This is a genomic window from Pseudomonas sp. CF161, assembly GCF_000416215.1.
Taxonomy (GTDB): Bacteria; Pseudomonadota; Gammaproteobacteria; order Pseudomonadales; family Pseudomonadaceae; genus Aquipseudomonas.
Window position 1 is genome coordinate 1 of record NZ_ATLP01000132.1, and the last position, 11,087, is coordinate 11,087.

Consider the following 11,087-nt stretch of genomic DNA (forward strand, 5'->3'; position numbering starts at 1 on the left):
GATGGTTCCTCGCACTTCGCTCAGGCTGATGATGAGATCAGCCGGTGTCACGCTACTGCGGGTGACTTGCCAAGTACGCCAATCGTCGAGGGTCAGGTCCGAGGGCGGTGCACTCGCTGCGGCGCCGTACTGGGCCGGTACGCGAATGGTGCGCTGGGCGACCGTAGTTCCCGTCGTTACCGTTGACCACCAGTTAGGTGCTTTGGCGGGTGTACCGTTGAGCTCACGGATGCGTTCGGGAGTGGTGTGGAAGCGTCGTGCGACCGACTCTAGGGTGTTGTTGCTAAGCCCTAAGCCCAGGCTAGTGAGGCTGTACCCATAGGGGTCAACAGGCAGCACATAGAATGCCGTCACGGTACGAGGGTCTTGGGCGTAGAGAGGTGTACGGGCAGGCAGCACGATATGCATGTCGCCCCATACGCTGGTGCGCCGGCCTTGCGGGGCGGTCAGTGGGCCAGCACTGCGGCCCATGAGCGCTTCCACGTTGCGCTGGTCGGCGACGATCTCGAAGTGGATACGATTGGGTTTTCCGTAGACGGCCCCGGCCTTGCCGATCGGGTCTTTGCGGTAGACCTTGTCGCCTTTTTTCAGCGGCGTTTCGGTGCCCGGCTTGTTGGCCACGATGTGCAGGTGCTGGTAGATGGAATAGAAGGTCACACTCACCCCTTCGCCGATCTCGGTTTGGTGCTTGATGAGCATGACGCCATTGCTGGTCCAGCCGGTGTAGTACAGCAATGGGTGGGCGGCCTGGATCTCGGCGCTGGCGCTGTTGAGCGGCATCGGGTCGCTGTGACGGGCAAACACAACCTCACCATCGGCGATGGCGCGGACGGGCTCGGGATCGTTCGGTGCGCCTGGGGCTACCAGGTGCACGCCGCCATGCCAGCCGAACTGGTGGCTGACGGGAAAGGCCCCTTTACCGCTTTTCTCGCCCAGATTGAAGGTGCCATCGTCGATCGTATCCGTCTCTTGAAGATCGGCGTTGCGCAGGAAGGGGAAGCTGACAAGCATCTAAAGCGCTCCTGGGGCCGGGCCGCTACTCGGACAGTGGCAGGCTGTTCGGATCAAGGGGAAGACCGGGCATTGGCTGGCCATTTAGGGACAACGTGTAGCCGCTGCCGGCAGCCTGCTGTTTCAGCGGTCCCTTGATGTTGATGGCAACGCCGTCCAGGGTGATGCCGCCATCGTGCAAGGTGATGGTCCCGCCAGGGCCACGTATGCGCATCACTTCGCCGGCTTGTAGTTCGATGACCTGCGAGCGATGGCGAATCGCCTGGCCTGCCTGTAGCTCGGATCGGCCTTCCACGTTGTGTTCCTGGTGCCCGCCGATGCTGACCCAGTGATTGGCGGTAGTCTTGTCGCGGCGGTGGTTACCGACTTCTTCGGTGCGGTCTTTGCCGGTGCGGATGGTGTGGTTGCGGCCGATGGTCAGGGAGTCGTCCTGGCCGATATCGTGGCGCCGGTCTTGGCCGATATTGACCTGCTCATCATTGCCGACCGTCTCTTTGCGGTCGTGGCCGATGCTGATGGTTTCATCGTGCTCGACCTGCTCGCTGCGATCGTGGCCGACGAAGGTGGTTTCGTCGTGGTTGATGTGGATGTTCTGGTCTTTCTGGGCGTGGACGTAGATTTCCTCTTGATCCTTTTCGTCCTCGAAGCGCAGTTCGTTGAAGCCTTCGCCCTTGTGGGTTTTGCTTTTGAGGGTCATCCGGGTCTTGTGCCGAGGTAGCTCATAGGGCGGCAGCTGGAGGCGGTTGTAGGTTCGGCCAGTGATGATCGGTTGATCGGGATCGCCATTGTAGTGGGAGACGATAACCTCCTGGCCAATACGAGGGATGGCCATATGGCCCCAGGTCGCGCCCGAGATGTTTTGCGAAACACGGATCCAGCAGGAGCTGTATTCGTCCTCTTTTCCGTCCCTATCCCAGGGAAATTGCACCTTCACTCGGGCGTATTCGTCGGTAAATATTTCCTCATTTTTAGGGCCGACCACCGTGGCGTTCTGGGGGCCATCGATCAGTGGTTTGGGCAGCGGTTCGGCGCGCCATTCGGTGTCATCGGGAACCAGTTCGGCTTTGTAACTGTAGTGAGTACCGAGTTGTGCTTCGGCGCTTTCTTCAGCCTGGCTGGTGTGCTGTTTTCCGTGGTGAACGATGCTCACAGGGCGCCAGCCACGGTTCATGTCTTCCCGTGGGTGGCCCGCGAGAGTGAAGGAAATGCCGGGTTGTAAGCGCGGATCATCACCCTCCACCAGGGCCATGCGTGCATCACGCCGATGACCACGCAAACGGTTTTCAGCGAAGGGTTTACCTGCCTCGTCGAACTTGGCGCGGGCCGGGTAATCGTAGCGTTCGTACTGGCGGCCTTGATGGTCGAGATTGACGCCGTCACGACTGTGCTGATGGCTGTAGCGAGGGTGGTGAAAGGTGTAGTCGCGCTGGGTCTGGCGCGCGGTGCGCACGTTTTCGCTGTAGGCAAAGCGCCGCAGAGCCGGTTGCGGCTGATCACCGCCAGGCGTTGGGTTGTATTGCACCGGCTCATCACCCACCCGACCGTGAATAAACAGGCGATCGCTATGGACCAGTTGATGACCTTCGGCACTGTGGCGAAAGGAATAAAAGAACCCTTCCTCGCGCATGATGCGCTCGACAAAGTGGTAGTCGGTATCGCTCGCCTGCACGCAGTACTCGCGGGATAAATGTTCGTTGGTGACCCGTTGTTCGTAATCCTGGGTGAGGCCATGAGCCTTGAGCACCGCCTCGGTAATCTGCGGAACAGTCAGCGTCTGGAAAATTCGCCAGTCCGAGCTGAGCTTCAACCGTGCCAGGCGCGGTTCGACCACCGCTGAATAGCGTGTGCGCCTGAAGCCGCTGTCATGCTGAACAAAAGAGGACACGGCGCCATGCACATAGCGCACGGGAGTTTCACCATGCCAAAGCGTCAGCAGCGCCGGTCGATCCAGCACCTGCCCAAAGTCGATGGCCGGGTTGGCGCTAGTCAGCTCGACGCAAAGATGAAAGGTCTCGGACAACGCTTCATGCAACGTGAACTCAACAACGTCAAAAGACGCGTTACCAATGCTGAAGGTGAAGCGCAGGTCGGATTGGCTTGGCATGGTGTGCTCCCGGCAACGTGTCACCCACATCAAGCGAAAGAACAATCTGCGCTTGATTGCACGCCCTCAAAGTGGGCGTGCTTGGGTTTAGCCGGCAGGAGCGTGCAGGGTCTACGTGGCTCGTGGATATAAGAAATCGCTGAAAAACACAGAGAAATATCGCTTAAATCACGTGATATTTAGTCTGACTCTCTGCTATTCAGCCATTCGTCATCCTGAGCCTCGCACGGGCGCGTTGGTCAAGAACCGCGGCTTAACCCCTCACGGCTTCCACGTCGTAGACGCCGCCGCGGCCTTGAACTTGGCGCGGTTTTCGGCGCTGGCCGGGGGCTCGGAGTCGCCGAAGATGGCTTTCAGCCAATGGCCGTCGGTGGGGTTGGGGAACAGGATGAATTGCTGTCCGAACTGGGCCTTGTCGGCGGTCATCAGGGCGCGGCGTTGTTCGACGTCGGCCACGTAGTATTTGCGTTTGAAGTCGTTGAGGTTGTCGCCGAGCATCACCACCACCTGATGGTCCTTGGCGATTTCCTGCTGGCGTGGCTCTTTGTTCGAGCTGTCGCGGTATACCGTCAGGTGCTGTTCATCGGCGAACGGCAGGCCGTTCTTGCGCAGGTTGGCCAGGGCGTATTCGTAGGTTTTTTCGCCCTGGTCGCGGCTGGTGACGTAGAACACTTCGACGCCCTTGGACTTGGCGTAATCGAGAAATTCCACGGCGCCCGGGGTGGCTACCGGGCCGTTTTCGGCGACCCATTTGTCCCAGGCCGCATCGTCGAAAAACTCCTGGTCGGCGTTGATCATGTAGCCCCAGTAGCTGTTGCTGCTGAGCACGGTGTCGTCCATGTCGCTGATGATGGCCAGGGGTTTGTCGCCGGCCTTGTGCGCTTGCAACGCCTGGTCCAGGCGCAGGCGGGCGATGTTGAAACCCTGGTAATACAGGGCCTGGAACTCGGCGGCGGTCTGCTTCCAGGCCACGGCGGCGGTCAGCAGGTTCGAGGCCGGTGCCTCGGCGGCGAATGCGGCGCCGCCTTGAAGCAGCAGGAGCGAGAGGGCCAGGGGCAGGATCTTCTTGTTATTGAGTGTCATGGGCGAACCTTCAGGGCAAATGAGTGCAGGCGCGGCGCGGGCCGCCAATGGGTTCTATAGCAAGCGGTCGGGCCACTCAATGCCCGGGTCGCCTTTGCATAACATCGCGACGCAATCGGCTGCGGGCGCTACGGCGAGGCCTAGGGCCATCAGGCGGCGGCATTAACTATCGTCGGCCCTACGGCTCGGGTATTCTGCGCTGCACCAGCGGCCCACAGCGTCCATACCTCCTTCTTTGCAGTGTTCCGTCCATGAATGAGTCTTCTCCCGCCATCTCCAGCACCCCAGTCCCTCGCGGCGGCAAGGCGGGCGCTGCGATCCGTGCCCATGACTGGTCGACCTCGCCCCTGGGGCCTATCGAGCAGTGGCCGAGCCTGTTGCGCAGCACCCTGAGCCTGATGCTGGAGTCGCCCGAGAGCATGTACCTGCTCTGGGGGCCGGAAAAAATGTTCCTGTTCAATGACGCCTATGAACCGGTGCTCGGCCCGCGCCTGGACACCGCATTGGGGCAAACCATCGAAACCCTGTGGGCCGATGCCTGGCCCCAGGTCCAGCCATTGGTGGAGCAGGTTTATCGCGGCCAGGCCTGTCGCTTGCAGGACATGCCGATCCGCATGCAGCGCTTTCCCGGGGAGGATCAGACGTGGTGGTCGTTCTCCATGAGCCCGGTCTACGACGAACAGCAACACACCGTGATCGGCTTGTTGTGCTGCACCGTGGAAACCAGCGACCAGGTGCTGCTGGCCGAGCATGCGCGGCTCACCGAGTCCTCGCTGCGCGAGACCCGTGAACTCAATACCCGGGTCCTGGCCAGCAGCAACGATTGCATCAAGGTCCTGGACCTGGACGGCAAGCTGTCCTTTATGAGCGAAGGCGGGATGCGGGTCATGGAGGTCAGTGACTTCAATGCGATCCAGGGCTGCCCATGGCCCGACTTCTGGCAGAACCAGGGCAACACCGATGCGCGGGCGGCGATTGCGGCGGCCCAGGAAGGTCGCGCGGCGCGGTTCCAGGGGGTGGCCGAAACCCTGCTGGGCACTCGTAAATGGTGGGACGTACAGGTCACGCCGATGCTCGATGCCGAGGGCCGGCCGGAAAAGATCCTGTGCATCTCCCGCGACATCAGCGCCACGCGCCAGGCCGAGGAGCAGTTGCGGCAACTCAACGATTCCCTGGAACAGCGGGTGCAGCAGCGCACCCAGGAGCGCGACCGGATCTGGCGCCTGTCCGCCGACCTGATGATCGTTGCCGATTTCAACGGCACGATTGTCGCCGCCAACCCGGCCTGGGCCCAGCTGTTGGGCTGGAGCGAGGCCGAGTTGCTGGGGCGCAGCGCCTACGAGCTGCTGCACCCGGAGGACCGGGTGGCCGCGGCCCAGGTGGTGGCCGAACTGGCGCGCGGGGTGAGTTTTTCCAGCTATGAGGGCCGTTACCGGCACAAGGACGGCTCTTACCGCAGCGTGTCCTGGTCGGCCGTGCCGGACCAGACCCATATTCATGCCGTGGGCCGTGACGTCCAGAGCGAGCGCGAAGCCGCCGAAGCCTTGCGCAAGACCGAAGACGTGCTGCGCCAAGCGCAGAAGATGGAAGCCATGGGGCAGCTCACCGGCGGCGTGGCCCATGACTTCAACAACCTGCTGACGGTGATCAAGTCCTCCACTGACCTGCTGCGGCGCAACCTCAGCGAGCAGCGGCGGCTGAGCTACATCGAAGCGATTTCCGACACCGTCGAGCGGGCCAGCAAGCTCACCGGGCAGTTACTGGCCTATGCCCGGCAGCAGAACCTGCGACCTCACACCTTTGACGTGGGCCACAGCGTGCAAGCCGTGGCCGATATGCTCAACCCGTTGCTGGGGGCCTGCATCGAGCTGCGGATCGAGCTGCCCGCCGAGCCGTGTTTCATTCATGCCGACGCCGGGCAGTTCGATACCGCGCTGATCAATATGGCGGTCAACGCCCGCGACGCGATGCAGGGTGAGGGCTTGCTGGTGATCGCGGTCGAGCGGGCGCACTGCACCCCGGCCAAGGGGTTGCATGCCGGGCTGGTGGGGGAGTTTGTCGCCGTGTCCCTGGCCGACACCGGTTCGGGCATCGATCCGGCGCAGATCGAGCGTATTTTCGAGCCGTTTTTCACCACCAAGGAGGTGGGCAAGGGCACGGGGCTGGGCTTGTCCCAGGTGTTCGGTTTCGCCAAGCAGTCCGGCGGCGAGTTGCTGGTCGACAGCCAGCCGGGGCAGGGCACGCGTTTTACCCTGTACCTGCCGCGTTCGCTGCAGGCGCCGGACGCCGCGCAGCCAGTGGCAGCCAGCCCGGAGCGGATCGACGGCCAGGGCGCGACCCTGCTGATGGTCGAGGACAATACCGAGGTCGGCGGCTTGCTGGCCCAGGCCCTGGTCGAACTGGGCTATCGCGCGCAATGGGCCACCAGTGCCGCCGAGGCCCTGAAGCTGCTGGCCCAGGGCAGCACGCCGTTTCAAGCGGTGTTTTCCGATGTATTGATGCCCGGCATGAGCGGCATCGAGCTGGCCGAGGAAATTCGCCGGCTGTACCCCGGGCTGCCGGTGATCCTCACCAGTGGCTACAGCCCGGCCCTGGCCCAGGGCGGCTCGCGGGAGTTCGTGTTTTTGCAGAAACCCTACTCGGTGGACGCCCTGGCCCAGGCGCTGAGCGCGGCGATCCAGTCCGGCACGGTGCGCCGGGACGCCTGAGGCACACAGGCCTTTTCAGCTCCTGCGGTAGACCGCCAGGAACGCCGCCAGCGAAAGCATGGTCGCGCCGCAGCAGCGGTTGAGCCGGCGCATGCCGGTTTGCGTGAGGACCTTCGCCGCCTGCACCCCGCCTGCGGCGTAGAGCCCCATCACCAGGATATCCACCCCTGCCGAGACCAGCGCCAGCAGCGCGTACTGCACCAGGGTCGGTTGGCTGGGGTCGATGAACTGCGGCAGAAAAGCGGTGAAAAACAGCAGCACCTTGGGGTTGGTCAGGGCCACTGAAAAACTGCGCCAGAACACCTCGCCGCTGCGGCTGCCGCCGGCCATGGCCGATGGATCGAGGGCCCGGGGCTGGCTGCGCCACAACTGAATGCCGAGCCAGGCCAGGTACGCCACGCCAAACCATTTCAGGGCCAGGAACAGGTTCTGCGAAGCCATCAACATCGCCCCCAGGCCCAGGCCGACGGCGGCGATGATCAAGATATCCGAGAGCGCCGCGCCGGCCATGCCCACCGCCACCAGCCGGCCATTGCGCGAGGTGCCGTTGGCCATGGCCAGCAATGAAGTGGGGCCGGGAATCAGTGCGCCGATCAGGCAACTGGTGGTGTAGAGCAGCAGGGTGGTGGTGTTCATTCAGGTGTCTCGGGCACGGGGTTGGCCAACACGGCCAGGTACTGGCCGCTGTCGGGGGCGAAGGAGGCGAACTGCTGGCTGCCCGCTCGCTGGACCCACAGGCGGCCACAGTTCTGGCATTCATACAGGCAGGTCATCGAGGCGACCTGGATGCTGGTGAATTGATCCTGGAACAGCTCATCGGGTCGGGGTCTCCAGGGCGTGTTGCCGTACTGCTCGGCGATCAACTGCTCGAGTCCATCGTTGCTCACCGCCTGCAGCAAGCGCTTGACGCTGTCCTGGGTGCGTTCCTGGAATATGGATTGTTCCTGGTCCCGCAGCAGGCTGGCCTTGTACGGCAGGTCGTCGGTCTGGTCGACGATCACATGTCCACAGCAGCAGGCGAGTTTGCTCATAAGGGATCAATCCAGGTGTGTACGGCGAAAGGGCCAATACTCGCCGCTGCACCCTCGGCCCGTCTATAGGGTGGCGCTGGCGACAGCCTCGGGTTGCCTCTTGCCCCGGACTTCAGGAGAATCCCACGGCGCGGATGACGGTCGTTATTGGCGCCCCCTCAGACAGGATGTTCAAGTGAAAGGAATCGCACCCTACCGGGGCTCGGCCAGAGCCGCCCTGCCGATGTTGCTGGGCCTGTTGAGCGCTTGTTTGCCGCTGGCGCTTCAGGCCAGTGAACAGCCCCCCGCGCCGCGCCCGACCCCGGTGTCCATGCAGGTCCAGGCGGCTGGTCAAGGCTGGAGCGAGCAGGTCGGCCACGGCGATTATTCGCGTCAGTTCCAGTACCAGTCGCCGCTCGGTGGCGATGGCAAGGCCATGGTGGTCTGGTTCGAGTTCCCTGAAAGCGGTGCGCGTTTTCTGCTCAAGACCGCGCGCTACGAGGCCGGCAGCCGCCGCTTGAGCGATGAGCAGACCATCCTCGCCCAGGGCAACGAGCGTTTCCATGTGTTCGCGCCTTCGCTGGTGGCCGACGGGCAAGGCAACCTGACCGTGGTCTGGAGCCCCGAGAGCGAGATCGGCAATACCGTGTTCAGCGTGCGCTATCAGGCCGACAGCGGGCGTTGGGGCGCGCCACTGCGCCTGGATCGAAACTACCCGGGGGACACGACCAACAAGTCCATCGGCCCGGTAACCGATATCGACGCCCAGGGCAATGTGTTCGTGGCCTGGGACCAGCAGCCCCGAGGCGCAGCGACCCCGGGTTCGCCCATCCCCCATGAGCTGCGCAGCACCCGCTATGACGCCCGGCAGCAGACCTGGAGCGAACCGCAAAAGGTCAATCGCGATATCGGCAGCCGCTCCTACGGCGTCGATGCGCAGCGGCTGGTGGTGGATGATTCCGGTTTCGCCACGCTCGCCTGGCGCCAGCAAAGTGTGAAGACGTTTCTGTTTTCCGGCTCGTTCGAGGCGTCGTTGCTGGTGGCACGCTACGACCCGCAAGCCCGGCAATGGAGCCGCCCGCGATCGCTCGCGACGTCCGACTACATGGTGGGCCGACCGGTAGTGGCGGGCGCCCGGCGCGGCGATGTGGCGGTGCTGTGGTATCAGACCGACGGCCTGTTTTCTGCTCACTACAACCCGCGTACCGACAAATGGCAGCAGACCCAGCTCGATGACCCGCAGCGCAAGCGCAACAACCTCGACGGTTTTCCACCCCTGGCCATGGACCCGGCGGGCAATGCGGTGACGGTCTGGAGCGGCCCGGAAGCGGGGATCCAGGTCGCCCGCTATGAGGCGGCGCGCCAGGCCTGGAGCGCGCCCCGGACCCTGGCGTCCCTGCAGCGCTGGCAGACCCCGTTTTTCATCACGCCCGAGGTCGATGCGGCGGGCAATATCATGCTGGTCTGGAACCTGATCGGGTACTGGAATGCCTCGGGCTCGCGGCCCGGCAGCGCCCCGATGGATGAGGTGCAAGTCAGCCGCTTCAGCGCCGACACGCAGAGCTGGAGCCCGCCGCTGACGGTGGTCCGGCAGTTCGACGGCGAGCCGCTGATTGCCGAAAAAATCGCCACGCGCATGGACGCCCGGGGTGCCATGGAACTCAGTTGGTGGCACCACGTCGGGGAATCTTCCACGCGTTCGTTCAAGCGCTACGGCGCGCCGCTTTTTGTCGAGCCGGGGGCTAAATAATGAACAGGGACACAGACTTGGCCCAGGATCCGCTGCAGACCCTGCTGCATGATCTGCGCCTGGCCCAGCCCGAGCTGCTGGCCCTGGTGGAATGCCTGCGCGAACAGGTGCTGAAGGTGTGCCCGATGGCCAGTGAAACGGTGAAGTACGGCGGCATCCTGTTCAGCCAGGCGCAGCCGTTCTGCGGCATTTATGCCTACCGCGAACATGTGACGCTGGAGTTCAGCCAGGGCTTCCTGCTGCAGGACCCGGAGCAGTTGCTGGAGGGCGGCGGCAAGTTTCGCCGGCATCGCAAGGTGCGCACCCTGGAGGCCGCCCGGGACCCACGGCTCGCCGATTTGCTGGCCCAGGCCTGGCAATTGGCGGGCTAGGGCGGGCCGATGACTGCATCCGATAACGAGGCCGACAGAACGATGGACAGCACCCAACTCCAGGCATTGCAGCAACTGCGCCAGGCGGTGCCGGTGGGCGTGCGCCATGCGCGGACCCTGCTGCAACACTGTGCCGGTGATGTGGCCTTGGCCGCTGAGCGCTTTCGGGCCGAGACCGTGCAGCATCTGGTGGCTCAGACAGGCTTGCCCGCCGCACAAGCCGAGGCGTACCTGCGCGCGGCGGGCTACGAGTTGCCGCGGGCCCTGGCGGCCCTGGAGCAAGCGCGTTTCAGCCTGACCCAGCGCATGCTGCGGACCCATCACCGGGACCCGGAGCGGGCCCTGGGCCTGATTGCCGGTGCCGTCGAAACGGTGCATGGCCTCAAGCGCGAGTACGGGTTGTGCCTGGATCAGTTGCAGGCGCTGCCAGCGCCCTTGCGCAGCTTTATGACCCTGCATGAATGGCTCGGTTATGAAGAGTGGGAAGGCTTCGACTGTGCCCTGTACTTCCATCTGCCCCAGGTGCTGGCCGAACTGCGTCGGTTGCAACTCGATGAGCTGGCGGCCGCCCTGGAACAGGCCGACCAGCGCCAGCGCCAGCTACGGGAGCAGCAGCCTGATCCGCTATCAAACATCTGCCAGGACCCGCTGTTCGCCGCCTGCGAGCACACCTATCAGCGCCTGCGGCCAAGCCTGGACGCGGCGCTGCTGGCCCTGGTCGAAGGCCATATCGAGGTGTTCCCGCAGTAGCCGCCCGCCCTCAGCGGTCGTGGTGGCACACCAGGCACAGCTTGTTGCCTTCGGGGTCGCGAAAATAGCTGCCGTAGTACTCGGCGTGGTAATGCGGGCGCAGGCCCGGCGGGCCTTCGCAGTGGGCGCCGAGGCTCAGGGCCAGGGCGTGCGCGCGGTCGACGGTGGCGCGGTCGGCGGCCAGCAGGGCCAACATCTGGCCGTTGCCGGGTGCTGCCGGTTCACCGTCGAACGGCCGGCCGATCACGAACAGCGGCCGCTCGTGCTCGGGGTGTTTCCAGCCGGCCCAGGGGTGCTGGT

The 11,087-nt window shown here is 63.9% G+C and carries 9 protein-coding genes and 1 pseudogene (1 of these 10 running past the window's edge); 4 read left to right on the forward strand and 6 right to left on the reverse strand.

Translation table 11 applies throughout. The annotated features are described in order from the left end of the window. The 3 genes from CF161_RS31605 to CF161_RS31615 all read right to left on the reverse strand — a co-directional run. Window positions 1-1,011: M23 family metallopeptidase (locus CF161_RS31605; RefSeq protein ID WP_020300714.1), on the reverse strand; the 1,011-nt coding region annotated here is incomplete at its 3' end. A gap of 25 nt (window positions 1,012-1,036) precedes the next feature. After that, the gene (locus CF161_RS31610) at window positions 1,037-3,115 is read right to left on the reverse strand and encodes a type VI secretion system Vgr family protein (protein WP_020300715.1); all 2,079 of its coding nucleotides are present in this window, start codon (window positions 3,113-3,115) and stop codon (window positions 1,037-1,039) included. 261 nt (window positions 3,116-3,376) lie between these two features. Continuing rightward, the gene (locus tag CF161_RS31615) at window positions 3,377-4,198 is read right to left on the reverse strand and encodes a 5'-nucleotidase, lipoprotein e(P4) family (RefSeq protein WP_020300716.1); all 822 of its coding nucleotides are present in this window, start codon (window positions 4,196-4,198) and stop codon (window positions 3,377-3,379) included. A gap of 251 nt (window positions 4,199-4,449) precedes the next feature. Between CF161_RS31615 and CF161_RS31620 the strand changes: the two genes are divergently transcribed. Beyond that, window positions 4,450-6,906 (forward strand): PAS domain-containing sensor histidine kinase, encoded by a 2,457-nt coding sequence (locus CF161_RS31620; protein ID WP_020300717.1) that lies wholly within the window; start codon window positions 4,450-4,452, stop codon window positions 6,904-6,906. Between the two features lie 15 nt (window positions 6,907-6,921). On the opposite strand, the gene CF161_RS31625 is transcribed toward CF161_RS31620, so the two are convergent. Both CF161_RS31625 and CF161_RS31630 read right to left on the reverse strand, forming a co-directional pair. After that, window positions 6,922-7,542, reverse strand: coding sequence for a LysE family translocator (locus CF161_RS31625; RefSeq protein WP_020300718.1), 621 nt, complete (start codon window positions 7,540-7,542; stop codon window positions 6,922-6,924). Beyond that, entirely contained in the window at window positions 7,539-7,937 is a 399-nt protein-coding gene (locus tag CF161_RS31630) for a hypothetical protein (protein ID WP_020300719.1), read from the reverse strand. Before CF161_RS31630 ends, CF161_RS31625 begins: the two co-directional genes overlap by 4 nt. Before the next feature lie 175 nt (window positions 7,938-8,112). Between CF161_RS31630 and CF161_RS31635 the strand changes: the two genes are divergently transcribed. Genes CF161_RS31635 through CF161_RS31645 form a run of 3 tightly spaced genes read left to right on the forward strand, consistent with a single transcriptional unit; the run spans window position 8,113 to window position 10,787 of the window. After that, window positions 8,113-9,666, forward strand: a complete 1,554-nt coding sequence (locus tag CF161_RS31635) for a hypothetical protein (RefSeq protein WP_020300720.1) — start codon at window positions 8,113-8,115, stop codon at window positions 9,664-9,666. Next, window positions 9,666-10,037 (forward strand): DUF1801 domain-containing protein, encoded by a 372-nt coding sequence (locus tag CF161_RS31640; RefSeq protein ID WP_043231132.1) that lies wholly within the window; start codon window positions 9,666-9,668, stop codon window positions 10,035-10,037. The genes CF161_RS31635 and CF161_RS31640 overlap by 1 nt, the downstream gene beginning before the upstream one ends. A 9-nt stretch (window positions 10,038-10,046) precedes the next feature. Continuing rightward, complete coding sequence (locus CF161_RS31645; RefSeq protein ID WP_156882765.1) at window positions 10,047-10,787, forward strand: hypothetical protein; 741 nt, start codon at window positions 10,047-10,049, stop codon at window positions 10,785-10,787. Window positions 10,788-10,797: 10 nt separating this feature from the next. Here the strand turns inward: CF161_RS31645 and CF161_RS31650 are convergent. Beyond that, window positions 10,798-11,087, reverse strand: a pseudogene (locus CF161_RS31650) (VOC family protein) (it continues 121 nt past the right edge of the window).

Bases quoted from the DNA above. Each gene is read 5' to 3' on its own strand.
- CF161_RS31620 (WP_020300717.1), top strand. From the start codon at position 4,450: ATGAATGAGTCTTCTCCCGCCATCTCCAGCACCCCAGTCCCTCGCGGC.
- CF161_RS31610 (WP_020300715.1), bottom strand. From the start codon at position 3,115: ATGCCAAGCCAATCCGACCTGCGCTTCACCTTCAGCATTGGTAACGCG.
- CF161_RS31625 (WP_020300718.1), bottom strand. From the start codon at position 7,542: ATGAACACCACCACCCTGCTGCTCTACACCACCAGTTGCCTGATCGGC.
- CF161_RS31640 (WP_043231132.1), top strand. From the start codon at position 9,666: ATGAACAGGGACACAGACTTGGCCCAGGATCCGCTGCAGACCCTGCTG.
- CF161_RS31615 (WP_020300716.1), bottom strand. From the start codon at position 4,198: ATGACACTCAATAACAAGAAGATCCTGCCCCTGGCCCTCTCGCTCCTG.
- CF161_RS31645 (WP_156882765.1), top strand. From the start codon at position 10,047: ATGACTGCATCCGATAACGAGGCCGACAGAACGATGGACAGCACCCAA.
- CF161_RS31630 (WP_020300719.1), bottom strand. From the start codon at position 7,937: ATGAGCAAACTCGCCTGCTGCTGTGGACATGTGATCGTCGACCAGACC.